The sequence below is a fragment of the Pseudomonas gingeri genome (genome assembly GCF_013386165.1).
GTDB classification, from domain to species: Bacteria; Pseudomonadota; Gammaproteobacteria; order Pseudomonadales; family Pseudomonadaceae; genus Aquipseudomonas; species Aquipseudomonas gingeri_C.
Window position 1 is genome coordinate 105,888 of sequence record NZ_JACAOS010000033.1, and the last position, 25,464, is coordinate 131,351.

16 protein-coding genes are annotated in these 25,464 nt (G+C 59.4%); 12 read left to right on the forward strand and 4 right to left on the reverse strand.

What is annotated here, in order from left to right; genetic code table 11:
* Positions 1 to 17: 17 nt before the first annotated feature.
* Entirely contained in the window at positions 18 to 1,193 is a 1,176-nt protein-coding gene (locus tag HX866_RS32990) for a XylR family transcriptional regulator (RefSeq protein WP_177102720.1), read from the reverse strand.
* A 176-nt stretch (positions 1,194 to 1,369) separates the two neighbouring features.
* Between HX866_RS32990 and xylA the strand changes: the two genes are divergently transcribed.
* From xylA to HX866_RS33010, 4 genes are all read left to right on the forward strand, one after another.
* Positions 1,370 to 2,686, forward strand: a complete 1,317-nt coding sequence (gene xylA, locus HX866_RS32995) for a xylose isomerase (RefSeq protein ID WP_177097127.1) — start codon at positions 1,370 to 1,372, stop codon at positions 2,684 to 2,686.
* Positions 2,687 to 2,835: 149 nt separating this feature from the next.
* Complete coding sequence (gene xylF, locus HX866_RS33000) at positions 2,836 to 3,837, forward strand: D-xylose ABC transporter substrate-binding protein (protein WP_177102566.1); 1,002 nt, start codon at positions 2,836 to 2,838, stop codon at positions 3,835 to 3,837.
* A 132-nt stretch (positions 3,838 to 3,969) separates the two neighbouring features.
* Positions 3,970 to 5,526 carry a D-xylose ABC transporter ATP-binding protein gene (gene xylG / locus HX866_RS33005; protein ID WP_177141200.1) on the forward strand — a complete coding sequence of 519 codons (1,557 nt, stop codon included), beginning with the start codon at positions 3,970 to 3,972 and terminating at the stop codon, positions 5,524 to 5,526.
* Positions 5,527 to 6,663 carry a sugar ABC transporter permease gene (locus HX866_RS33010; protein WP_177097133.1) on the forward strand — a complete coding sequence of 379 codons (1,137 nt, stop codon included), beginning with the start codon at positions 5,527 to 5,529 and terminating at the stop codon, positions 6,661 to 6,663.
* Positions 6,664 to 6,677: 14 nt separating this feature from the next.
* Here HX866_RS33010 and HX866_RS33015 read toward each other — a convergent pair whose 3' ends face one another.
* The 3 genes from HX866_RS33015 to HX866_RS33025 all read right to left on the reverse strand — a co-directional run bounded on the left by HX866_RS33015 (position 6,678) and on the right by HX866_RS33025 (position 8,382).
* The gene (locus tag HX866_RS33015) at positions 6,678 to 6,944 is read right to left on the reverse strand and encodes a hypothetical protein (protein WP_177141201.1); all 267 of its coding nucleotides are present in this window, start codon (positions 6,942 to 6,944) and stop codon (positions 6,678 to 6,680) included.
* Between the two features lie 280 nt (positions 6,945 to 7,224).
* Complete coding sequence (locus HX866_RS33020) at positions 7,225 to 7,506, reverse strand: conjugal transfer nickase/helicase domain-containing protein (RefSeq protein WP_256345058.1); 282 nt, start codon at positions 7,504 to 7,506, stop codon at positions 7,225 to 7,227.
* A gap of 162 nt (positions 7,507 to 7,668) precedes the next feature.
* The gene (locus HX866_RS33025) at positions 7,669 to 8,382 is read right to left on the reverse strand and encodes a LuxR family transcriptional regulator (RefSeq protein ID WP_177097137.1); all 714 of its coding nucleotides are present in this window, start codon (positions 8,380 to 8,382) and stop codon (positions 7,669 to 7,671) included.
* A 180-nt stretch (positions 8,383 to 8,562) separates the two neighbouring features.
* Here HX866_RS33025 and HX866_RS34990 point away from each other — a divergent pair, with 180 nt between their 5' ends.
* From HX866_RS34990 to HX866_RS33065, 8 genes are all read left to right on the forward strand, one after another.
* Positions 8,563 to 8,928, forward strand: coding sequence for a DUF4902 domain-containing protein (locus HX866_RS34990; protein WP_371319310.1), 366 nt, complete (start codon positions 8,563 to 8,565; stop codon positions 8,926 to 8,928).
* 84 nt (positions 8,929 to 9,012) lie between these two features.
* Complete coding sequence (locus HX866_RS33035) at positions 9,013 to 9,630, forward strand: acyl-homoserine-lactone synthase (protein ID WP_177097141.1); 618 nt, start codon at positions 9,013 to 9,015, stop codon at positions 9,628 to 9,630.
* 176 nt (positions 9,631 to 9,806) lie between these two features.
* Positions 9,807 to 18,053, forward strand: a complete 8,247-nt coding sequence (locus tag HX866_RS33040; protein ID WP_256345059.1) for a non-ribosomal peptide synthetase — start codon at positions 9,807 to 9,809, stop codon at positions 18,051 to 18,053.
* Positions 18,050 to 19,735, forward strand: a complete 1,686-nt coding sequence (locus HX866_RS33045) for a thioester reductase domain-containing protein (protein WP_218179829.1) — start codon at positions 18,050 to 18,052, stop codon at positions 19,733 to 19,735. Before HX866_RS33040 ends, HX866_RS33045 begins: the two co-directional genes overlap by 4 nt.
* Before the next feature lie 61 nt (positions 19,736 to 19,796).
* Positions 19,797 to 21,593: a fatty acyl-AMP ligase gene (locus HX866_RS33050; RefSeq protein ID WP_218179830.1), complete on the forward strand. Its 1,797-nt coding sequence runs from the start codon at positions 19,797 to 19,799 to the stop codon at positions 21,591 to 21,593.
* Entirely contained in the window at positions 21,590 to 23,386 is a 1,797-nt protein-coding gene (locus HX866_RS33055) for an acyl-CoA dehydrogenase family protein (protein WP_177141203.1), read from the forward strand. Before HX866_RS33050 ends, HX866_RS33055 begins: the two co-directional genes overlap by 4 nt.
* Positions 23,383 to 25,116 (forward strand): acyl-CoA dehydrogenase, encoded by a 1,734-nt coding sequence (locus HX866_RS33060; protein ID WP_177097151.1) that lies wholly within the window; start codon positions 23,383 to 23,385, stop codon positions 25,114 to 25,116. The genes HX866_RS33055 and HX866_RS33060 overlap by 4 nt, the downstream gene beginning before the upstream one ends.
* A gap of 53 nt (positions 25,117 to 25,169) precedes the next feature.
* Positions 25,170 to 25,439 carry an acyl carrier protein gene (locus tag HX866_RS33065; RefSeq protein ID WP_177097152.1) on the forward strand — a complete coding sequence of 90 codons (270 nt, stop codon included), beginning with the start codon at positions 25,170 to 25,172 and terminating at the stop codon, positions 25,437 to 25,439.
* The last annotated feature ends 25 nt before the right edge of the window (positions 25,440 to 25,464 follow it).

Sequence of the window (25,464 nt, forward strand, 5' to 3'; positions counted from 1 at the left end):
AAAGTCGAGCCCCTTCATTATCGCGCCCCCTGCTGATACTCACGCGGCGTACAGCCAAACTCTCGCCGGAACACCGTGTGCAGGTATTGAGCAGATTTAAAGCCACAGACGCGCGCAACGTCGGCAATCGCCGAGTCGGTATTTTTCAGGCCACTGGTGGCCGCTGCCAGTTTGAAACGCAGGATCTCGTCGTGCACGGTGCAGCCTCGTTCCGTGCGAAAATGCGCTTCGAGTGACGAGCGCGACACGCCGACAAAAGCCGCTACCTGCGCCGTTTTGATGCCTTGGCAGGCATATTGGCGGATAAACAGCAGCGCCTGCATGACATAAGGGTTACCCAACGGTTGGTGCAAACTCGACACCTGCACGTTGACAGCATCAGGAGGGATCAGGATTTGCGTGCCGGTGGATGGCATGCCGTGGAGCATCTGGTGGAGTAATTGTGCGGCGGTACGGCCCATGGTTTCGGTGCCCTGAATGACCGAGCTCAGGGGAACCCGGGTCAGGCTGCGGGTCAGCGGGTCGTTGTCGATGCCAATCAGTGCCACCTGCTCCGGCACGGCTATGCCGGCGGTCAGGCAGGCTTGCAGCAACTGACGGGCGCGGGCGTCACTGACCGCGATGATGCCGATGGGCTTGGGCAGACTCTGCAACCAGGCGATCAACTGCTCGACGGCGCTGTCCCAGAGCGGTGCGCTCGTGCCCATGCCGCGATAGATTTCAGCGTGCAAGCCGTCGCGCTGCATCAGCCTGCGAAAGGCTTTTTCCCGCTCCTGAGCCCAACGATTGGCCTGTGCTTCAGGCAGGCTGAAGCAGGCAAAACGCTGCAGCCCCGCCTCGATCAAGTGCGTGTAAGCGAGGGTGATCAGTGCGTTGTTATCGGTGGCGACATACGGAATCGCTTGCGGATAAGCCCTTTTGTCCTCATACGAACCCCCTACCGCTACTACCGGCAGGTGGATGTCGGCCAGCGCCTCGCCAATCAACGGATCGTCGAAGTCGGCAATGATCCCATCACCCTGCCAACGCTCGATCCCTCTCAAGCGACAAAGAAAGTCCTCTTCCAGGAACAGGTCCCAGGAGGCGCGCGTGCTGCTCAGGTAGTTGCCGATGCCGCTGATGATGCCACGGTCGTAGATCTTGCTGCCGTTGAACAACAGTGCGATGCGGTGTACGGGCGGTACGGTTTTCATTGTGTTCACGCAGGTCCCGGGCCCCTTTCTCGCCGAGGCGGTGTGCACAGACTAGGCGCGTCGGCGAGGAAGCTCAATACGCAAAATCGCACTCTGCATTGGTGTTTTTCATAATCAGCAGACACGGTGCCGTTGCTAGTATCGAAACACCGCCAAGAACAACAAGGACATGGCCAATGCCGTACTTCCCCGATGTCGACCCGATCCGCTACGAAGGCCCAGACAGCCACTCTTCCCTTGCCTTCCGTCACTACGACGCCGACAAGCTCATCCTCGGCAAACCGATGCGCGAACATCTGCGCATGGCCGCCTGTTACTGGCATACCTTCGTCTGGCCAGGTTCCGATGTGTTCGGTGCGGGTACGTTCAAGCGCCCCTGGCAACACCCCGGCGACCCGATGGAAACAGCCATCGGCAAGGCGGCAGCCGCCTTCGAGTTCTTCTCCAAACTGGGGATCGATTATTACTGCTTCCACGACACCGATGTCGCCCCGGAAGGCCAGTCACTGAAGGAGTATCGCAACCACTTCGCGCAGATGATCGATCACCTGGAGCGACATCAGGAAGAAAGCGGGATCAAGCTGCTGTGGGGCACCGCCAACTGCTTCAGCAATCCACGCTTTGCGGCGGGTGCCGCGAGCAACCCCGACCCCGAAGTATTCGCCTGTGCCGCTGCCCAGGTGTTCAGCGCCATGAACGCGACCCAGCGCCTGAAAGGCTCCAACTACGTGTTGTGGGGCGGTCGCGAAGGCTACGAAACCCTGCTCAACACTGACTTGAAGCGTGAACGCGAACAACTGGGCCGCTTCATGCGCATGGTGGTCGAGCACAAGCACAAGATCGGTTTCACCGGCGATCTGCTGATCGAACCAAAACCGCAGGAGCCGACCAAGCACCAGTATGATTACGACAGCGCCACCGTGTTCGGTTTTCTCCAGCAGTTCGGGCTGGAACACGAAATCAAGGTCAACATCGAGGCCAACCACGCCACCCTGGCCGGTCACAGCTTCCATCACGAGATTGCGACGGCCGTCTCCCTGGGGATTTTCGGCAGCATCGACGCCAACCGGGGCGATCCGCAAAACGGCTGGGACACCGATCAATTCCCCAATAGCGTCGAAGAAATGACCCTGGCCACCTATGAAATCCTCAAGGCCGGCGGGTTCAAGAATGGCGGATTCAATTTCGACTCCAAGGTCCGCCGCCAAAGCCTCGATCAGATTGATCTGTTCCATGGCCACGTCGGCGCCATGGACGTTCTCGCCCTGTCCCTGGAGCGCGCAGCCGCCATGGTGCAGAACGACCAGCTTCAACAACTCAAGGATCAACGCTACGCCGGCTGGCAGCAACCGTTCGGGCAGGCGCTGCTGGCGGGTGAGTTCAACCTTCAGTCATTGGCCGAGCACGCCTTCGCCCACGAGCTGAATCCGCAGGCCGTCAGTGGCCGGCAGGAAATGCTCGAAAACATCGTCAATCGGTTTATCTATCGCTGATCGCCCACGGAGTCTGCGGGCGCATCCACGCGGTGACATTTCCACGACAAATCTGTGCCTGCGGCACCTGCGGACTCTCTACAGTTTTACCAGCCCGATACTCATCGTCAGGCCGTGTCTTTCAAACAACAATAAAAGGACGCCCCACCATGAAGAACGTAAAACGCACGCTATTGGCCACTGCCCTGGCATTGCTGTCACTGCCGGTGATGGCTGACGCCGCCCACCCGAAAATCGGTTTCTCCATTGATGACCTGCGCCTGGAACGCTGGTCGCGTGACCGTGACTATTTCGTCGCGGCGGCAGAAAAAATGGATGCCAAGGTCTTCGTACAGTCAGCCGATGCCAATGAGCAAAAGCAGATTTCGCAAATCGAAAACCTCATTTCCCGGGGCGTCGATGTCATCGTCATCGTGCCGTTCAACGCCACGGTGCTGACCAACGCGGTGGCCGAAGCGAAGAAAGCCGGGATCAAGGTCGTGTCCTATGATCGACTGATCCTCAACGCCGATATCGACGCCTACATTTCCTTCGATAACGAAAAGGTCGGCGAGATGCAGGCCGGCGGCGTGCTGCACGCTGCGCCCAAGGGCAATTACTTTTTGCTCGGTGGTGCGCCCACCGACAACAACGCAAAAGTCCTGCGCGAAGGCCAGATGAAAGTGCTGCAACCGGCCATCGACAAGGGCGATATCAAGATCGTCGGCCAACAGTGGGTGAAGGAGTGGAACCCGACCGAAGCGCTGAGCATTGTTGAAAACGCCTTGACCCGCAACGACAACAAAATCGATGCCATCGTCGCCTCCAATGACGCCACGGCAGGCGGCGCCATCCAGGCACTGGCCGCTCAGCAGCTGGCCGGCAAGGTGCCGATTTCGGGGCAGGACGCCGACCTTGCAGCGGTCAAGCGAGTGATCGCCGGCACCCAGACCATGACCGTGTACAAGCCACTGAAACTCATCGCCTCCGAAGCGGCCAAGCTCTCGGTGCAACTGGCGCGCAACGAAAAACCCGCCTTCAGCTCGCAGTACGACAACGGCAGCAAAAAAGTCGACACCATCCTGCTCACGCCCACTGCGTTGACCAAGGACAACATCGACCTGCTGGAACAGGACGGCTTCTACACCAAGGCGCAAATTGCCGGGAAGTGATCAAGGCCCTGGGAGCGGGTTTTCTCGCGAAGGCGGCACCTTCACTCTCGCCGCAAGCTGAACCCCCTTCGCGAGCCGGCTCGCTGCCACAGGCTTAACGGTGTCTGAGTCCTTGTTATATGAGCCCTCGCCATGTCCGACTATCTGCTGCAAATGAACGGTATCGTCAAAACCTTTGGCGGTGTCAAAGCGCTCAACGGCATCGACATCAAGGTCAAACCGGGTGAATGCGTTGGACTGTGCGGCGAAAACGGCGCCGGCAAGTCCACGCTGATGAAGATCCTCTCGGCGGTCTACCCCCACGGCACCTGGGACGGTGAAATCCTCTGGGACGGGCAACCGCTCACGGCCCAATCCATCAGCGAGACGGAAGCCGCCGGTATCGTCATCATTCACCAGGAATTGACGCTGGTTCCGGACTTGTCGGTGGCCGAAAACATTTTCATGGGCCATGAACTGACGCTGCCCGGTGGGCGGATGAATTACCCCGCGATGATCCACCGCGCCGAAACCCTGATGCGCGAATTGAAAGTCCCCGACATGAATGTATCGCTGCCGGTTTCGCAGTACGGCGGCGGCTATCAGCAACTGGTGGAGATCGCCAAGGCGTTGAACAAAAAGGCACGCCTGCTGATCCTCGACGAGCCTTCATCGGCCTTGAGCCGTTCGGAAATCGAGGTGTTGCTGGACATCATCCGCGACCTCAAGGCCAAGGGGGTTGCCTGTGTCTATATCTCCCACAAGCTCGATGAAGTGGCCGCCGTGTGCGATACCGTTTCGGTGATCCGTGACGGCAAACATATCGCCACCACGGCCATGGCCGACATGGATATTCCACAGATCATCACCCAGATGGTCGGACGGGAAATGAGCAACCTCTACCCTACCGAGCCCCACGATGTTGGCGAAGTGATTTTCGAGGCCCGTCACATCACCTGCTACGACGTCGACAACCCCAGGCGCAAACGTGTCGACGATATCTCGTTCGTCCTCAAGCGTGGCGAGATCCTCGGCATCGCCGGGCTGGTCGGCGCAGGCCGCACCGAACTGGTGACCGCGCTGTTCGGCGCTTACCCCGGTCGCCACGAGGGCGAAGTCTGGCTGGACGGTCAGCACATCGACACCCGCACGCCACTCAAATCGATCCGTGCGGGGGTCTGCCTGGTGCCTGAAGACCGCAAGCGCCAAGGCATCATTCCGGACCTGGGTGTCGGCCACAACATTACCCTGGCCGTGCTGGACAGTTACTCGAAACTGACCCGCATCGATGCTGAAGCCGAGCTGGGCAGCATTGATCGGGAAATCTCGCGCCTGCACCTCAAGACCGCGAGCCCGTTCCTGCCGATCACCAGCCTGTCGGGAGGCAATCAACAAAAAGCGGTATTGGCAAAGATGCTGCTGACCCACCCCCGGGTGCTGATTCTCGATGAACCCACCCGAGGTGTGGACGTCGGCGCCAAATACGAAATCTACAAGTTGATGGGCGCGCTGGCCGCCGCGGGTGTGTCAATCATCATGGTGTCGTCGGAGCTGGCCGAAGTGCTCGGCGTTTCCGACCGCGTGCTGGTGATCGGCGAGGGCCAGCTGCGTGGCGACTTCGTCAACCATGAACTCACCCAGGAACAGGTGCTCGCTGCCGCACTCAGCCAGCCCGGCAGCCATAACAATAATGATCGGAAATCCGCGTAAATGAATCAGGTCAAACAACTGTTCACCCGCTACAAAATGCTCGCGCTGGTGTTTGCCGTGGTGTTGATCTGGCTGTTTTTCAGCTGGCAGACCGAGGGCGGATTTCTCACCCCGCGCAACCTTTCCAATCTGTTGCGCCAGATGTCCATCACCGGCATTCTCGCCTGCGGCATGGTGCTGGTCATCATCAGTGGCGAGATCGATTTGTCGGTCGGCTCATTGCTGGGCCTGCTCGGTGGCCTGGCGGCCATTCTCGATGTGATTTATCACATTCCACTCCTGGTGAACCTGAGCCTGGTCGCCCTTTGCGGATTGTTGATCGGCCTCGCCAACGGCTACATGGCGGCTTATCTGCGCATACCCTCTTTCATCGTCGGCCTGGGCGGCATGCTGGCTTTCCGAGGCATTTTGCTGGGGATTACCGGCGGCACGACCATCGCTCCGGTAGCGCCGGAGCTGGTGTACATCGGCCAGGGTTACTTGCCCCACACGATCGGCACCGGCCTGGGTGTTCTGTTGTTCGCGCTGACGGTGTTCCTGACCTGGAAACAACGGCGCAATCGCGCCCTTCACGGTCTGGCGGCGCATTCCCTGGTGCGCGACGTCATACGCGTGTTATTGATCGGCGCCGTGCTGGCCGGCTTCGTCCAGACGCTCAACAGCTATGACGGGATTCCCGTGCCGGTCCTGCTTCTGCTGATTCTGCTGGGTGTGTTCAGCTACGTTGCCAGTCAGACCGTGTTCGGTCGCCGCATCTATGCCGTGGGCAGCAATATGGAGGCAACGCGCCTGTCCGGTATCAATGTACAGGCCGTGAAGCTGTGGATTTTCGGGATCATGGGCGTGATGTGCGCCCTCGCCGGCGTGGTCAATACCGCGCGTCTGGCAGCCGGTTCGCCTTCGGCTGGCAGCATGGGTGAACTCGACGCCATTGCCGCCTGTTTCATTGGCGGCACCTCGATGCGCGGTGGCTCGGGTACCGTCTACGGTGCCCTCCTCGGCGCGCTGGTCATCACCAGCCTGGACAACGGCATGTCCATGCTCGACGTCGACAGCTATTGGCAGATGATCGTCAAAGGCAGCATTCTGGTTTTGGCCGTATGGGTGGATGTCAGTACGCGCACTGGGCGACGTTGAGCCCAGTTCCTTGGCTAGGAACGGTGCCAGAAACGCGGCCAACGACGCTGGAACGAAACCTTGCGAAACGCCTCCAGCCACTGATCGGCATCGATGGTGCGCTGCTCGGGGTCGAAGCTCAACGCCTGGCGCAAGGCAGGCCAGAGCGGGCGCGGCAGTTGTGCCGGGCGTCGTAAGGTTCGGTACAGGCCCTGGTCCCTGGCCTTGAGCGCGTCCAGACGATGGAAAGGGTGTATGCCGCTGGCCAGTTCATACAGCACGCATAGATGATTTCGGATCACGGGGAATGATCACTTGATGGTCGAATGCCTGAATCAGTATCTGGAGACAAAACCTTCACACCCCAGCAGGGCCCCAGAAAACACAGGGTGGAAGCCGTTTATTTTCCAAATGAAGTGCACCCACGGTGTAAGTTTCTACACAACGTCCCTGCCCCTAATCCTATGCTTCAAAGCCTTGCGTACACGATGATTCATCGCGATATTCCAAGCTCTCTGCGCAGAGGAACCACCAGAACGGATTGACCCAATGCCAGCCCTCCCTTGAATGAAGACCTCTTTTTTAGGGCGACTCCTTCAGCGTCAGGTAAGGATTATCATAGGGTTTCTCGGTAAAAATCAGGCCCGGGTCCTTGAGCAGGTAGCCCTTGATGTCGCGTGTTTTGCGCGGGCCTTTGATTTCACAGACCCAGATGTTCATGCCCTCTTCGCTCTTGTGGTGCAGACCCAGCTTTTCAAAACAGCGTTGTACCCAACGCCAGTCGCTGGTCCCCTGCTCCTTGGCCAGGCGTGCGGTTTCAGTGGGTTGTTGGGCATCGTGCTGAAGGATCTTCGGGCTGATCAAAAAAGCCGTCTAGACGACGCTGTGAGCGGGTGCGTGGCCGTCGTTAATTACGAAAAATTCGTCGACAGCCGCTGAGAGAACTGGATCGGGCAGGCGCAAGCCGAAGGAACGGCTTGCACCTGCCTGTGTGTACATGCCGTTGTCACCCTTCTGGGTCCCTCCTCAATGAAGCAGCCCGAGGATATACGCCTTGACTGCCGCCTCGGTCTTGTTGGCCGCATTGAGCTTACGCATCGTATTGACCAGATGAAATTTTACGGTGCGGGCATCAATCGACAGGACACAACCAATCTCACTGTAGGTTTTCCCGACTGCCGTCCACTTCAGCACTTCCTGCTCGCGAGAGGTCAGTTCCTGAGTGGCTTCGGGCACCCGCTTGGGAGTGATCAAATTGGCCATCGTGGAATGCACATTCATCGCCACCCACATCATCTTCTTTTCATTCGAAAACATCTCTTTTTCGCTCAGTACCTCTGCAGAGCGCATCAAGGACAACAAGCCGACCGAACCGAAACCACCATGCACCGGCATGCACCAACCGTTACATAACCCTACTTGCTGCGCCTCTTCCCAGAACTCCCGCCGGCCAATGGGATTGGTCGCTGACCAAATCAGCGGCGTGCTGTGTCTTAATCCATGCTGTACCGTAGGATCAATTGCAAAATAATTATTACTGACGTACTTCTCTTCCCAAACTTTCGGAAAATCTGACAGGAGATAAAAATCAGGAGCGGTGACAGGAATCGGTATGCGCATACCATAGGAACAGTGTTCAAACCCCAGCTCGGACGCAACCTTTTTCAATCCATCAAATAATACAAACTCCGACTCTGACTCCGTACACAAGCTAAAAATCCTTTCGCGAAACTCGTCCAAATTTCTCACCCTGTTACATATTGGTACGAAAGTGCCGTTCCAAACCCGTGACACCCTGCGTAGGATCCTCCACTGTAGCCCTGCCTAGGCATCAAAAAACTTGATGGTTCATCAGTCTGCTCCCATCCTTGTGAATAGCGCGATCATTTCGCAACCTGTAGATATCAATCGAGAACGACTATGCTGGCTCCAGACGGATACATTCGCATGACATTCAGCGACTTCTGCACCTTGTCACTGAAGCAGGATATCGCCTGGCCTGACTCCTCTCTGTTAGAAGAGCTTCGAGGCCTGGGTCTCAGTGTCGAGTCAGCCGGGTACTGCGAATGGACCGGGGAACGTACCATACCAAGGGTCAGTCTGGGCTGGAGTTGGTTATGCCACTCCCACTCCGCTACCCCCGTGATCGCTCCTGGAGGCATCAGCTCCAACGTCATGTTACGCACCCCCAACGGTTATGACCTCGGCGCCAAGCTGACTGAAGAACTCATTACGACCTGGCTCCATAGCCAACCCTGGCAAGGTGGGGTACCCCGGCCCCACTGAGCGCACCCTGCCCAAATGGGCAGCTTATACTGATTGATCTCTTGTGACTAACTATGGATCCAATTTAGACAGTCCGAGAGTCGCATGCTACAGACCATAACTGGCACAGCCGCGGAGCTAGGCTCGCGCGTGGAGACGGCACTCGCCTCCTATCGCTACAAGATATTCCTCGAAAAACTAGGTTGGCCGCTCCCCTCCAAGAATGGAGAGGAAGTGGACGAATTTGATCGAACGGATACTGTTTACGTCATTGCCAAAGATCAATGCGGCGAGATCTGCGGGTGCGCTCGGTTACTCCCGACTACGCGCCCGTATTTGCTCCGTGAAATATTTCCGGAACTGATGGGCGATATCCCGCTTCCAAATTCCGCCGACACCTGGGAACTCTCTCGTTTTTCCGCGACACCGCTTAACGAGCCCAGTAGCAATACAGCTCAGGCCTGGAAAAACACTTGCACACTAGTGGCAGAAACTGTTTCAGCTGCCATCCAACTCGGCGCCAGTCGTTTAATCGCCTTCTCTGCCGTGGGCAACGAACGTCTCTTGCGGCGTATGGGCGTCAGTGTTCACAGGGTGTCAGCGCCTCAATTGATCGATAGCAAACCAGTGCTGGCATTCTGGATTGAAATTGATGAGCAGACTAAAACCGCGCTCAATATAACCTCCCGCTCATCCGCGCCTCTCTTCAAAACGAATTCATAGTATTCAGGAAAAGCACGCCTCTCGCTCATCGTGCGTAACACCCTCACTCTTGGTGCTCTCACAATGCTCTGTAGGCCGGCCGTCAGGTTGTTTTAGACAGTAAACAAAGTTTACCCACTCGCTCTTTTTCAGTGTTGTCGACATCGACTTGAAACCACGCAGGATTCCCTTGAAAAATGAATAGCCATCATTACCCGCTCTCTGTCGGGTCTCACCCTGCCCTCCCTCTATCCACCGCCCAGCGCGGAGTGTGGGTGGCACAGCGCATAGACCCCAGTAACCCTCGTTATAACTGTGCGGGCTATCTTGAGATTGTGGGAGCCATTGATACCGATCTTCTTCAGCAGGCAATTGTCCTTGCGTTGCAGGAGACCGAGGCGTTACGGGTACGGTTCGTCGAGGAGCAGGGTGAGCCCTGGCAAATCATTGATCCACATAGCCCTCAGCCGCTGACAGTCGTTGACCTAAGCGAGCAACCTGATGCTCAGCAAACGGCCCTGTCATGGATGAAGCGCGACCTGGGTACTGCCCAAGACCTCGTCCACTCTCAACTGCACCTGCATGCGCTGTTCAAGCTGGGCCCAGAGCATTCATTCTTTTACCTTCGTTACCACCATATCCTGATGGATGGCTACGGCCAGACCCTTTATTGGCGTCGTATCGGTGAAATATACAGTGCCTTGTCGGCCCAACAGCAATACCCCCTTTCCAGCGCCCACCCACTGTCAGTGATTCTGGCAGACGAAGCCGAGTATGAGGCAAGCGCCAGACATGAGGACGATCGGCAGGCATGGCTGGACAAGCTACTGCAACCGCCTGCGGCCTTGCAGCTGTCCGATAACGTTGCCCTGTCCAACCGCGGAATGCGGCGCCTGAGCGCTCCACTGCCCAAACCGTTGGAAATAGCCTTACAAGCCCGTGCTAAATCCACCGGTACAGGCTGGTCGGTGCTGATCATCACAGCCATCGCGATCTATATCCGCAAGCTAAGCAGCAGCAATGACCTGCTGCTCACCTTGCCCGTTTCTGCGCGTTTGAACGCTGCCGCGCGTTCGACACCCACCATGCTGGCCAATGAACTGCCACTGCGCCTGAACGTGAGTGCCCATTCGTCCTTCAAGGAACTGGTGCACGACATCACACGTAACATCGGCTTCGCGCTCGCCCACCAGCGTTACCGTGGCGAGGCCTTGCACCGCGATCAACAGCGTAGCGGTGCGCGCAGTCGCTTGAGCGGGCCAGTCATCAACGTCATTTCCTTTGACCAGGATGTTCGCTTCGGCGACTGCCCGACCATCCCGCACTATCTGTCGACCGGCCCGGTGGAGGACCTGCTGATCGGCTGTTACGGGCGAGCCGACGGTAGCGGGCTTCAACTGTTTTTCGACGCAAACCCGGGGCGCTATAGCCAGGCGGACCTGAAAGCTCATCAGGATCGCTTTCTGCAAGTACTGAGTGCGCTACTGAACGCAGAGCCCGATCAGCCCATCCATGGAGTCGATGGCCTATTACCCGTCGAACACAGTCTACTGGCGAAATGGAACGCGACTGAACGCCCCTATGACTTGAACCGCAGCCTGGATCAGCTCTGGGACGAACAAGCACAGCGAACGCCGGATCGCATTGCGGTCACCGGCCCCTCCGGCACACTGACCTATGGCGAGTTGCAAAGCGAGGTCAATCGCTTGAGCGCCCATCTGGTTACCTTGGGGGTACGGCCCGGGCAAAGAGTGGGAGTCTGCGATGTACGCTCTTTGGAGATGGTCATCGCTCTGCTCGCCGTCCTTAAAGTCGGTGCCGCCTACGTGCCACTCGATCCGGAACTGCCGAGCGAGCGCCTGGACTTTCAGGTCGAGGACGCCCAGTTGGTCATGGTCCTGACCCGCAGCACCTTGAGCAATACCCTCGCGGCACTGCAGAGCAGTGGATGCCGGACCCTCTGTGTCGATCGGACCCTGCCGGACCTGCCCCATCCAGGCGCTCCCCTGGAGCACATCGCCAACCCGCAGAACGCCGCCTATGTCATCTACACTTCGGGGTCGACCGGGCAACCCAAAGGGGTCGAGGTTCCCCATCGAGGGGTGGTGAATCGCATTCTCTGGATGCAGGAGCAGTACTCGCTGCAAGCTGACGACTGCGTGCTGCAAAAGACCCCGTTCACCTTTGATGTCTCGGTCTGGGAATTTTTCTGGCCGCTGCTGTTTGGCTGTCAACTGGTACTGGCCGAACCCGGTGCGCACAAAGACCCGCGTCGCATTGCTCAGCTGATTCGTGACTACAGAGTAACCACCCTGCACTTCGTGCCCTCCATGCTCGATCTCTTTCTCGAAGAGCCCGAATTGTCAGGGGCCATACCATTACGTCGTGTGTTTTGCAGCGGCGAGGCGCTGCGCGCAGGCACCGTAAAAGCCTTCTTCGACACCTTCCCCCCATCGACCGCAGTTGCCTTGCACAACCTCTATGGCCCGACCGAAGCGTCCATCGATGTTACCCACTGGACCTGTTCGGCATCCGATGCCCAGGGCTCGGTACCCATTGGCCACCCGGTTGCCAATACCCGTTTGCACATCCTCGACGAGGCCGGGCAACCGGTCCCAATCGGGACCGTGGGCGAGCTGTACATCAGTGGTGTACAGGTTGCGCTGGGCTACATCAATAGGCCGGAAATCAACGCCATGCGGTTCTTGCCTGATGCCGACGGCCAGGGCCAGGTCTATCGCACCGGTGATCTGGCTCGTTACCGTCGGGATGGCGCCATCGAGTTCCTCGGACGCATGGACGACCAAGTCAAGATCCGCGGATTCCGTATTGAACCCGGGGAAATCGAAAGCGTATTGATGAGCCACGAGCGCGTTGCGCTGGCAGCCGTGACCGCCTGGCAGCCGCCACTCGGAGAGCTTCGTCTTGTGGCCTATGTTGTCGCCAGCGCCAGTCAAACCCCGTCGACAAAAGAGCTGGTTGATCACCTGTCGATCAGCCTGCCTGAGTACATGGTCGCGCAGCACTTCGTATTTCTCGATGCACTGCCCCTTTCTCGAAACGGCAAGCTGGATCGTGGTGCATTGCCGGCGCCAATGATTGAGCAAACCCGCGCCGTGTTGTCACTCGATACGCCTGAGGAACATCTGCTGGGCGCTATCTGGCAGAACCTGTTGGGCATCGACTCGCCCGATCCCGAGCTGTCGTTTTTTGCGCTGGGGGGAGATTCAATGCTCGCCATCCGCGCCCGCTCGCTGGCCGAACAACAGGGTTACAGCTTCAACGTACAGGACGTTTTCAACTACCCGACCCTGCGCCAGTTGGCCACGCATCTGCGACCGTTCAACCGTGAAATACCGGTCATCCGTGCTGAACCTTTCGATATGTTGCGTCCCCAAGATCGTTCACGGCTGCCGGCCGGCCTGGTGGATGCCTATCCTCTGTCCGCGATGCAAGGCGGGATGATCTACCACGCGGAGCTGGCCCGGGACAGCTCGGTATACCGGGTGGTAACCAGCCTGCATATCGGCACCCGCTTTGACGAAACGTTGTTGCGCAACGCCATCGCCGCCACCGTGCAGCGGCATCCGGTACTACGTACGCGCTTCGACCTTTCAACCTTCAGCGAGCCCTTGCAACTGGTGCAGGAGCACGCCACCGCGCCCGTTGAAGTGATTGAGACCCTGCTAGGACAGCCCTCAGCCGCGATCGACATGCACCTGGCAACCTGGGTCGATCAAGCCAAGCATCATCATTTCGAACTGTCCAACGCCGCCTTGATGGCCTTCACCGTCCACCTTCGCGCAGCCGATGCCTTCCAGCTGTCCGTGATCGAACACCACGTCATCCTCGACGGTTGGAGCGATGCGGCGATGCTGGAAGAAATCATTGAACGTTACGCCGCGGCACTGGAAGGCCAGGACCTCTGGCTGCCTCAGTTGCCATCCTCCTACCGCGACTTCGTGGCGGCCGAGCGCGAGGCCCTGCTTGACGAATCATCGCGGGACTTCTGGCAGCAGCGGCTGGTTGGCAGCGAACCTACCCTCCTGCCACGTGCCAGCGACAAAACCTTGGGCAGTAACGCCACTCGACACAAGGCGTTCGAAGTTAGCGTTGCGCCTGTACTACTGGACCAATTGCAGCAAGTGGCACGAGCACAAGCCCTGCCCTTGAAAAGCCTGTTAGCGGCGGCCCACCTAGCCGTCCAGCGCCTAGTAGGTAACACAGAGCAGGTGGTCACCGGAATGGTGGTCAATGCCCGCTTGGAAGAGGACGGCGGTGACGCCGTGTTGGGAGTATTCCTTAATACACTGCCGCTGTGCATCGACACCCGGGAGCAAAGCCTGCTCAACCTGGCTCGGCTAGCCTTTGCTTTCGAACGCGATGCGGCCCCCCATCGGCGCTTCCCGTTTACCGAGATTGAACAACTGGCCGATGGCCTTCAGCTGGACAGCTATGTAAATTTCATCGATTTTCACAGCCTGTGGAAACACCGAGACGCCAACGGCGCGCTGATTCGTCATGGTATCGGTGTGGCAGAAACCAACTACCCTTTGGCCGTGAATTTCCTGATCGACCCAGTCAGCGGTCATTTGCGGGCATGGCTGGACTGTGACCTGAACACCCTGGATGAAGCTTTCTGCAACCGGCTCACCGGCTATTACGGCAAAGCACTGAGTGCCCTTGTGGAACAGGGTGAGCAATCGGTCGCCGAACTGGCACTGATGGAGCCAGCTGAACAGGCCAGGATTGATGACTGGAACCGTACAGACGTCGATTTCAACCGAGCCGCTACTGTGCACGGCCTGTTCGAAGAGCAGGTCGACCGCACCCCTGATGCCATCGCACTGGCCCACCGCGATAGCGAAATCAGCTATCTGGCACTCGATGCTCAAGCCAATCGCCTGGCCCACCATCTCATCGCGGGAGGGCTCAAGCCAGGGAGCCTGGTAGGCGTCAGCCTCTACCGGGGCATCGATATGGTGATGGCGATCCTCGCCGTGCTCAAGGCCGGCTGCGCCTATGTACCGCTCGACCCTGAATATCCCTATCAGCGTCTGGCCTTCATCGCCGAGGATTCCGGCCTGGCCGCCCTCATCGCGCAGCAGAGCTGCCAGATTATTGATCTGGTCAAACACAACGTACTGATCGACCGTGACAAAGCCACCCTTTCGCAGCGTCCAAGCCATCGTCCCCGCCTGGATCTGGACGCCGAAGCCACGGCCTACGTGATCTATACATCCGGCTCAACCGGTTTACCCAAAGGCACGGTCATTCGCCATCGCAACGTCACCAACTTTTTCGAAGGCATGGACCGACGTATCGGATGCACGGCACAAGATACCGTACTGGCACTCACCAGTATGTCCTTTGATATCTCCGTACTGGAATTGCTCTGGCCCTTGGTACGAGGGGCCAAGGTAGTGGTTGCCGGGGAACGGATCATCCAGAACCTGGCGCCAGATCCACAAGTCGCGGCACGCCCTCTGGGGCTGAGTCTGTTCTTTTTCTCGGCAGGTGCTGCCGATGATCAGCGCCAGGAAGGTTATCGCCTCTTGATCGAAGGGGCAAAGGCAGCGGACGCCATGGGCCTGGAAGCCATATGGACACCGGAGCGGCACTTCCACGAATTTGGCGGGCTCTACCCCAACCCGTCAGTCATGTCCGCCGCGCTGGCGGCCGTGACTCAGCGGATCGCCATACGCTGCGGTAGCGTTGTCGCCCCCTTGCACGATACGTTGCGCCTGGCAGAAGAGTGGTCGCTGGTCGACAACCTCTCGCAGGGACGGGTCGGACTGGCTTTCGCCTCAGGCTGGAACGCCAATGACTTTGCCTTGGCGCCAGAGGCCTATGGCAATCGCAAACAGCAGATGCTTGAGCAAATCGACGAGTTCAAGCGTCTCTGGCGAGGCGAGGCGCTCGAACGAGTCAATGGCAACGGGGAACGCGTGGCGCTGCGCATTTTTCCACGCCCCGTCCAATCAGAACCGCCGATGTGGCTGACATCGGCTGGTGCGGTTGAAACCTTCGAGCGTGCGGGCGCAAGCGGAGCAAATCTACTGACCCACCTGCTGGGCCAGGACATCGACGAACTCGCGCGAAAGATCAGCGCCTATCGCAGCGCCCGGAATACAGCGGGACACGCCAGCCCCGGACGCGTGACCGTGATGGTCCATACCTACCTGGATGAAGACGCTGAACTGGCCCGCAGCCGGGCACGCGGACCGTTCAGGGAGTACCTGCGCACGTCCACGGAGCTGTGGCGGATGCTGTTCTCCAGCATGGGGGTTGAGTACCCCGAACTCATGACCGAGGAAGACATCGAATCGGTCCTGGATATGGCGGTCGATCGTTATTTCGACCGATCTGGCCTATTTGGCTCTCCGGAGTCGGTGAGCCCGACCTTGCGAGCCCTTGCTGGCGCTGGTGCTGATGAAGTGGCGTGCCTGGTGGACTTCGGCGTTGCCACCGATGACGCCTTGCAAGGCATCGCCACCCTTGGCCGGCTCAAGCAACTGCATGATGCGCAAGTGGCCGATGCCGACCATTGCTTCGCGCAGTTGTGTCGTCGGCATGCGGTCACCCTGGTACAGGGGACTCCTTCACTGATTGCCGCAGTGTGTGCAGAACCCCAGGCACTGGCCGCCTTGGAGAACACACGGGCACTTCTGGTGGGCGGGGAAGCATTCCCTGCCGGGCTGGCTGACCGTCTGCTGGCTGCCCTGCCCCGCACCCGCGTGTTCAACATGTACGGCCCGACCGAAACCACCATCTGGTCGACAGTGCACGAGTTACAGCGCAATGGGCAGAGCAGCCTGATCCCGATCGGCCAACCCATCGCTAACACCGAGGTGTTGATACTGAATGCTCAGATGCAGCGTCAGCCCATTGGCGTGGCGGGAGAACTCTGGATCGCCGGTGAGGGTGTGTCCGGGCTCTATCTGGGACGCCCGGAGTTGACCGCCGAGCGCTTCCCGCTCCATCCGCAGGGTGGCGGGCAAATTTACCGCACCGGCGACCGTGCGCGCTGGAGAACCGACGGTACGCTGGAACTGCTCGGCAGGATCGACCGCCAGGTCAAGATTCTCGGTCACCGCATCGAACCGGATGAAGTAGAAAGCGTCCTGTCCCGGCATCCGGATGTGACTGCCGTGGCTGTGGTGCCCGTTGAAACCGCTACCGGTTACGAGCTGATCGCCTATCTCGCCGTGCAGGCCAATCCGGCCGATACGCGGGCGCAAGACTCCCACGTTCTGCGCTGGGGCGATATCTGGGAGGGTGCCTATGCTAACCCGCACAGCGGCGTCAGCCATGTACCGGGGAGTGAGTTCGCAGGCTGGGCAAGCAGTTACACCGGGCAGCCCATTGCACTCAACGAAATGCAGGAGTGGTTGCATCACACCGTCGCCCGTGTACGTGACTTGCACCCGCGCTCTCTGATTGACGTAGGGGTCGGGGTCGGTTTGCTGCTGCGCAACCTGGCTCCGGTGGTTGAGGCCTACCTGGGCATCGATGTATCACAGACCGCATTGACCGCTGCCCGGCAAAGCCTGTCGACGGTTGATCATGCCCACTGTCGGGTTGAACTCGTCCAGGGCGATGCAGGTGAATTATCTTCAATCGGCACCGGTACGGCCGACACTATCGTCATCAATTCGGTGGTCCAGTACTTTCCAAGTAGCGAGTACCTGGAACGGGTAGTGCGTGAGGCAGTGCGAATTGTCAGCCCCCAGGGCCAGGTATTTATCGGCGATGTCCGCCATCTCGGACTGCTGGAAGCCTTCCACGCCAGCGTCCAGTTGGCAAAGGCCGAACCGCTGACAACGGCGGCCGAGCTGATGAGCACTATCGCCCGCAACGTCAAGGAGGAAGGTGAACTCTGTCTGGCGCCCAGTCACTTCATCGAACTAGCCAACCAGTTGGGGACCGTCGCCGAGACTCGCATCGAGCTGAAGCGCGGTCATGCCCTCAACGAGCTGACCCTATTCCGGTATGACGTTTCACTAATCGCTCAGCCCGGCCAGAAATCCCGTGAGCCTGGAACAAGCCGTGCCTGGGGCAGCTCCGAGCAGCCTGCGACTCTGACCGCGCTGGAACAGTCGCTTTCGCGGCTCGGCACTGCCCCTCTGACCATCACCGGTATCCCCAATCTGCGCCTAGTCAAGCCGCTGGCACTGCTGCGCTTACTGGCAGAAGTACCGGCCTGCACCATTGCATGGGAACTGGAGCGCCAGTTGTGGCTAGTCGAGGATTCGAACGCGATTGATCCAGAGGACGTCGCCAACCTGGCAGAACGCCTGGGCCTGGAGGTTCAGTTACTGATACAGGAGCAGGATCAGATGGATCGCTTCGATGCGCGCTTTTCGCTCCCCCGGCATCGCATCCAGCCCGCAGAACAAACGGATATTCACCCCGCTGCCGTATCCTTGGAGCAAACCTCTTGAATACGTCGACACGTACAAACAATCCCCTCGCGTCCGTCACTCAGTCGGCAGTGCGAACCCAACTGCGTCAATTTGCCAGGCAACACCTGCCACCGGCGATGTTGCCCTCACGCTTCGTGCTGCTGGACGTGTTGCCCAAGCTGCCCAATGGCAAAGTAGATCGCAAACGCCTGCCGGCGGTCGACCTGACACAAGATGGGCGTGCCTCGGGCGCACAACTCTATCACCCTCCGGGGACCGCCGATGAGTTCCAGTTGGTGCAGATCTGGCGCGACCTGCTGGGGGTCGACAAAATCGGTATCACGGACAGTTTCTTTGATTTGGGTGGCAACTCGCTCAGTGCGGTGCAAATGATGGCCCGGGTGCGTGAAACCTTTGGCACCTCGCTCAGCTTGCGCCAGCTGTTCGAGAAGCCGACGGTGCATGCGCTCGCTCAGATGCTCGATGTCTCGCGCTCCGGCATTGCGTCTGCCACCCCGGGCAAGCGGAGCATGGCTACCTCGGCCTTGATCGAGGAGGCCCTGTTACCCGCCGACATCATGCCTGGGACCTTCACGTCCGTGGTGTCCTATAGCAGGCTGCTGTTGACCGGAGGAACCGGCTACACCGGCGCCTTTCTGCTGCGCGAGCTGCTGGATCGCTCACAAGCCGTCATCGATGTGCTGGTCCGCGCCGCCGATGCCGAACAGGCCAATACCCGTATTCGACAGAACATGGCCGAATACGGTTTATGGCACGAAGCCGACGCGGCACGCCTGAACGGTGTCGCCGCCGATATCGGACGGCCATGGTTCGGCCTGGACCGTGCGACCTACATGGCCTTGGCGGAGTCTGTCGAGCTAGTGGTCCACAATGGCGCCCTCTCCAACTACGCTCAATCCTATTGGCAGCTCAAGCCTGTCAACGTGCTGGGTACATTGGAGGTCCTGCGCTTTGCCTGCCGCTCGCGGACCAAGCCAGTTCACCACATTTCGTCCCTGGCCGTATTTCCGGTGCTCAGCGGCGAACATCACTACAGCGAAGGTCCCTTGCACAGCCCTGAGCACGTGCTGGGCGGCTACCAGCAGACCAAATGGGTCGCCGACCGCCTAGTCACTCAGGCCGGTGAGCGTGGCCTGCCGGTCTGTATCTATCGCCCCGGCCAGATCTGCGGCTCGCAGAGCAGCGGTGCAGCCTCCAGCGATACCTTTCTCAACGCGGTCATCAAAGGCTGTATCCAGGCGGACGCCGCCCTGCCCTTCGACATCACACTGGAGATGGTTCCCGTCGACTTCTGTGCTGCCGTCGTCGCGCACGTCGCCCTCAAGGGCCAGCACCAAGGTGGCACCTTCCACCTCACTGGTGCGCGCCGCCTGCACTGGCAGGACGTGATCGACATGATCCGCGATTGCGGCTACCCCCTGCGCGACCTGCCTTACAAGGACTGGTACCGGGAAGTCGTCGGCGCGGTGGAACGCGGTGAGGAAAACGAACTCGCCAAGTACCTGATGCTGTTTGCCGAACATGAACCGTCGCCGGATGTCGGCCAAACCGGGGCAACCTTGACCTTCGGAACCTCGCAACTGGAAGCCGCCCTCGCCGGATCGGGGATCCATTGCAAGCCCTTGGACAGCTCGATGATGACCACCTACCTGGACTACTTCCAGCGCAGCGGTTTTCTACAACCGGTGCCAGCCCGATGAAACCCGACAGTTTCTCACCGCACGTGAGCCGCCCCCTGGCGCGCGAATGGAGGATATGAATATGGTCAATTTGCAAAACACGCCAAACGTATTGGATCTGATGTGCCACCACGCCGTGACCCGACCGGATCATGAAGCGGTCACTCTAGTTCGAGACATCGAGAACGATGACGCGACAACACTCAGTTATCGACAACTCGATACGGCCGCCCGCGAATTGGCCGGCTGGTTGCAGGAGCGCTTCGACAGCGGCGAACGCATCCTGCTCTTGTACCCCGTCGGCCTGGATTTCACCGTAGCCTTCATGGCCTGTGTCTACGCGGGGATGATTGCGGTTCCCGCGCCGCTGCCGGGCCAATACAGTCACGAGCGTCACCGTGTGAAATCGATTGCGGTCGATGCGGGCGTAAGCGCGGTATTCACCGACCGGGACAATCTTGAAAAAGTACAAGCCTGGGGCAACGAAGAAGGTCTGGGCAGTTGTACCTACCTGGCCAGCGACCAACCCATCGTTTCGGATGTCGCCTGGCAGGCGCCACAAATCGACCGCCAGACGGTGTTGCTGTTGCAATACACCTCGGGGTCAACCGGCGACCCCAAGGGCGTGATGATCACCCATCAAAACCTCCTGCATAACGTGGACAGCTACCGCCTGGCACTCGGTTTCGATGAAAACACCCGCTTCGGTGGATGGATCCCCCTGTTCCACGATATGGGGCTGATGGCGCAGTTGCTGCCCGCGCTATTTCTCGGTAGCAGTTGCGTCCTGATGACGCCCCAAGCGTTTGTCCTGCGCCCCTACAGCTGGTTGCGAATGATCGACAAATACGACATTCACTATTCGGCCGCCCCGAACTTCGCCTTCGATCTTTGCTGCCGGCGCGTGACCGATGAGCAGTTGAGCAAGCTCGATCTGTCCCGCTGGGCATTTGCCACCAACGGCTCCGAGCCCATCCAGGCCGTCACCCTCAAGAGCTTTAGTGAGCGCTTTGCCGCCGCAGGCTTCAACACCGAAACCTTGTGCCCCTGCTATGGCATGGCAGAAGCGACCGTCTATGTCTCCGGTTATGGCAAACGCGGTCCAATGATCCGACAGGTGGATCTCCAGGCACTTGCCAACAAGCATTTCGAGCTCGCCCGTGAGGGTCAACCTTCACGCCAACTGGTCAGTTGCGGTGTCCCGGTGGGGTTTGACGTTCGTATCGTCTGCCCGTCCTCGCACGTTGCACTGGCGCCCGACCAGTTCGGCGAAATCTGGCTGCGCAGCGAAAGCGTTTCCCCCGGGTACTGGCATCGGGAAGCCGCGACACAGGCCACGTTCAACCTCACCACCGGCGACGGTGAAAGCGGCTTTCTGCGCACGGGTGACTTGGGGGTGATCCATGAGGGTGAGCTTTACGTCTGTGGTCGTATCAAGGAAATGCTCATCGTCCGAGGTCGTAACCTATACCCCCAGGACATCGAGTTCGAGCTTCGCCGTCATCACCCGGAATTGGCCAGCCGACTGGGCTCCGCCTTCGGCGTGATGCTTGAAGGCGGCGAAGCGCTGGTGATCACCCACGAAGTGCGTGGTATGCCCGAGACCGAGAAACTGATCAGTCTCAGCAAGGCCATTCGCGGCACCGTCATGCGCGAATTCGGTATTTACGCCGTGGGCGTCACCCTCCTGCGCTCTGGCAGCGTAAGGCGTACCACCAGCGGAAAAATCCAGCGGGGGGCCATGCGCGAGCTGTTCCTGGCCAATGAACTGCCGGCCCTCTATGAATCTCTGGATGCAACCGTACAGGAGCTGCGTCTGATGCAACCAAAGAACGGTCTCATTGCCCAGGACCTGAGCCTGACCGGTGAATCGGCATGACGGGACACACCTCTTTCGCCGAACCGGCAAACCCGGTGACCACGGCACCACCTGGAGCACGCAGGCCGGAACCGGCCGATCAACAACTCGCTAGTCTGCTCAACGCCTCCCAAAGCATCCGGGGAGCATTTGCCAGAGAGGTATTGGCCGAGCTGGACAGGCAGGAAAGCTTCCCCGGCGACGCCTGCCAGGTGCTCGACAATTTTGGCCTGCCGGCGTATTACGTTCCGCTGCAACACGGTGGCAAGCTGAACGACATGACCGAGTTGATGCAGCTTTGGCGGGCGGTCTCCCGCCACGACCTGACAGTTGCTATCGGCCATGGAAAGACCTTTCTGGGCAGTGTTTGTTACTGGCTGGCGGGCACTGCGGATCAGCAATCGCAGGCCGCCAGGGAGGTCATCAAGGGCAGCATCTATGCTTGGGGACTCACCGAACGCGCCCATGGCAGCGATTTACTGGCCGGAGAGCTGACCGCTGTGCCGCACGAGGATGGGTGGATCCTTGAGGGTGAAAAATGGCTGATCAACAATGCCAGCCGAGGCCAGGTGATGTGTCTGCTGGCACGGACCTCGGCCACCAGCGGGTCGCGGGGATACAGCCTGTTCATCCTGGACAAACGGTTACAACCCCAGGGCGCCTTCAGCCTGCTGCCCAAGGTAAAAACCCACGGTATCCGTGGCGCCGATATTAGTGGCATCGCCCTTCACTGCGCGGTGGTACCTCGACACGCCATGATTGGCGCGCCTGGCGCCGGCCTTGAAATCGTCCTCAAAGCCCTGCAACTGACTCGCACCGCCTGCGTCGGGCTGTCATTGGGCGCATCCGACCAGGCGTTTGCGATTGCCGTAGATTTCATGCGGTCACGAGCCCTCTATGACAACCTTCTGATCGAGCTGCCCCTGGCCCGGGCCACCCTAGGTGAAGCCCTCGCCATGCACCTATGTGCGGAGCTGGTGGGATTGACCGCCACCCGCAGCGTCCATGCCCTGCCTGAAGAGATGAGCGTGACCTCCGTGATCGCCAAGGCCTTTGTTCCCGGCGCGGTGGAGAGCGTGATCAAGCGACTGGGTGAAATGCTCGGTGCCAGAGCGTTTCTCGATCAGGTGCATCGGGATGGGATGTATCAGAAACTTGAACGCGATCACCGTATTGTCCCGATTTTTGATGGCAGCACGGTGGTTAACCGCAGCAGCCTGATCACCCAGTTCCCCTTGCTGGCCAGTGCCTGGAAACGGGCACGAAACAACACGGCCGGCTTGGAAACCACCTTGACACCGGGCCTGGAACTGCCAGCTTTCAACCCGACGCAACTGCAGCTGATCGCCTTGCAAGGTTGCAGTGTCCTGCAAGGCTTGCCTAAGGCCGCGATCCAGATCAGCGCACTGGCGACGGCGAAAAAGCTCCCCCAGACCGTGGCCACGCAATGCCGGCGCCTGCTCGCTCACGTTGAGGCGCTCTATCTGGAACTCGAGCAGTACGCCCCCACGACAGAGGGTGTCCCGGACTGCGCATTCGAGTTGGCAAGCCGCTATGAACGCTGCTTCGCCGGTGCCGTTTGCTTGCAGTTCTGGTTGTTCAATCACACCCGCGATGATGGCCCCGCCTTGAGACGCAAGCCGCAATGGTTACAGGCATGCCTTGCCTGGGTACTGGAAACGCTAGGCGACAGCAAGGAAGGTGAACGCGGGGCCTTTGAAGCATTGGCGACGCTACTGCTGGGCCACACCACAACGTGGCCGATCAACGGCATCTCTTTGCTGCGTGACACACCAGAAGAGGCTCGCTCATGAATCAGATGCTACAGCCAAACGATGTGTCGCAACTCGAGGCGCTCCTAGGGGACCCTTGGGCGCCCCTCAACGCCATCGGTTTCAATGCCGTCCTTGCAGCGGATGAACGCCAGGAGTTGTTGCTGGCCGGAGAAGCACTGCTGGATCAATACCAGCTCAATGCCCAATTCGTGCCGTTGGAACTGGGCGGGCGCCTGGTTAGCCTCAACGGACTGATCGCGGTGATGCGCTGCCTCTTCCGGCGCGACCCGAGCCTGGGGTTAGGGTACGGTGCGAGTTCCTTCCTCACGGCTGTCAATGTCTGGACCGCTGGACGCCCCGAACAGCAGACTCGGGTGGCCGACATACTACTCGGCAACGGCAAGCTAGCGTGTGCTTACCATGAGCTCGGCCATGGGAACGACATCTCGCGTGCGGACTGCAGCGCAGTACTCCACCCGGACCGACTCACGCTCCAGGGGGGGAAACAGGTGATCGCCAACGTGGCGAGAGCCCAAGCACTGCTGGTGTATGCCAGAACCGCCAGCGGAACAGGCGGCAGAAGCCATTCGCAAATACTCCTTGAGCGAACCGAGACGGCAGCCGGTACCCTCGTCGACCTGGCACGCTACAGCACGTCGGGCATGCGCGGGATCGCCCTGGGTGGGATCGAATTCAAGCAATGCGACCTCCCTCTGGAAAACCTGGTCGGCAACCCCGGCCAAGGGCTGGAAACGACCCTCAAGGCTTTCCAACTGACCCGTGTTGCATTGCCGGGTATGTTCAGTGGCATCCTTGATACCGGTTTACGCCTGACACTGAGGCATTGTCGTACCCGCACGCTGTATAGCAAGCCCGTCAGCGAGCTGCCCCAGGTTCGCGCTCGATTGGCTGAAGGTTTTGCCGACCTGCTTCTGTGCGATGCATTTGTCAGTGTTGCTGCCAATGCGGCCCATGTTGTCCCCACAACGCTGAATCTGTATGGCAGTGCCGTCAAGGCCCTGGTCCCTGCTGTCCTGGTCGCGGCCATGGACTCATTGGCCAGTGTGCTAGGGGCCCATTCGTACATACGCGAAGGGGACATGGCGATCTTTCAAAAACTGTTGCGCGATTTACAGCCGGTCGGTTTCGGCCATGCGGCACGGATCAGTTGCCTGATGACGCTGCTGCCGCAATTGCCCCTCCTAGCCAAGACCGCCTGGAACAAAGCCGCTCGGGCGCCAGAGGGACTGTTTGAGCTGGACGGGCAGCAGACGCCACTGCGTTTTGATCGCCTGAAACTCTCCAGTGGTGGACACGATACCTTGCTCGCTTCCCTGCTGGAGCTCTCGACCCAGGAGCCTACCCAAGGTCGTTGCGAGAGCGAGATATTTCACCTGGTGCGCCTGTTTGCCGATGAGCTCAAGGCCCTTCGTGAACAGTGCGCCGCCCTTACGGCTCAGGAAACAACGGCCCGTGCGAGCCCGGAAAGCTTCCGCCTGGCCAGCCGCTACAGTGTCCTGCTGTGCGCTTCGGCCTGCCTTGGCTTATGGCAATCGCAGCAACAGCACACCACAGACCCCTTCCTTGCCCAGCCGGCCTGGATCCTGGCGGTGTTGCTGCGATTGGCCGATCGGTCAGGACTGCCGCGCCAGCCCATGCCCGCCATGCCGACGCAAGCGTTACTCAACGAACTGACACAGCGTTACATGTCCCGGCAAAGCTTTGACCTGAGCCGTTTGCCACTGGCCACGACAGCAGGTTGGCATTGACGCCCGACACGTAACCGAGCGTGTTCACTCTCCCACTACACAGGACATTTTCAATGTTGACGCAAACCTGCCCCACGCTTTCCGCGAGCGAATTGAGTCACTGGCTGGCGACCCGTATTGCCCAGTACGTCAACCTACCCCTGGACGCCATCGAGCCGGACGAGCCCTTGAGCGAGTACGGACTCGATTCCGTCTACGCACTGACACTCATCGGCGAAGTCGGTGCCCACCTTGGTGTGGACGTCGATCCCACTGTGATCTGGGATTTCCCGACCTTGCGCACATTGTCCCAGGCACTAGCCAGTAACGCGGGCAGCTGCTGATGCTGCCCCTCAAGGACGCAATGGA

Excerpts from the sequence above, each read along its gene's own strand:
- HX866_RS32990 (WP_177102720.1), bottom strand. The coding sequence starts at position 1,193 with ATGAAAACCGTACCGCCCGTACACCGCATCGCACTGTTGTTCAACGGC.
- xylA (WP_177097127.1), top strand. The coding sequence starts at position 1,370 with ATGCCGTACTTCCCCGATGTCGACCCGATCCGCTACGAAGGCCCAGAC.
- xylF (WP_177102566.1), top strand. The coding sequence starts at position 2,836 with ATGAAGAACGTAAAACGCACGCTATTGGCCACTGCCCTGGCATTGCTG.
- xylG (WP_177141200.1), top strand. The coding sequence starts at position 3,970 with ATGTCCGACTATCTGCTGCAAATGAACGGTATCGTCAAAACCTTTGGC.
- HX866_RS33010 (WP_177097133.1), top strand. The coding sequence starts at position 5,527 with ATGAATCAGGTCAAACAACTGTTCACCCGCTACAAAATGCTCGCGCTG.
- HX866_RS34990 (WP_371319310.1), top strand. The coding sequence starts at position 8,563 with ATGCTGGCTCCAGACGGATACATTCGCATGACATTCAGCGACTTCTGC.
- HX866_RS33035 (WP_177097141.1), top strand. The coding sequence starts at position 9,013 with ATGCTACAGACCATAACTGGCACAGCCGCGGAGCTAGGCTCGCGCGTG.
- HX866_RS33040 (WP_256345059.1), top strand. The coding sequence starts at position 9,807 with ATGAATAGCCATCATTACCCGCTCTCTGTCGGGTCTCACCCTGCCCTC.
- HX866_RS33050 (WP_218179830.1), top strand. The coding sequence starts at position 19,797 with ATGGTCAATTTGCAAAACACGCCAAACGTATTGGATCTGATGTGCCAC.
- HX866_RS33055 (WP_177141203.1), top strand. The coding sequence starts at position 21,590 with ATGACGGGACACACCTCTTTCGCCGAACCGGCAAACCCGGTGACCACG.
- HX866_RS33060 (WP_177097151.1), top strand. The coding sequence starts at position 23,383 with ATGAATCAGATGCTACAGCCAAACGATGTGTCGCAACTCGAGGCGCTC.
- HX866_RS33065 (WP_177097152.1), top strand. The coding sequence starts at position 25,170 with ATGTTGACGCAAACCTGCCCCACGCTTTCCGCGAGCGAATTGAGTCAC.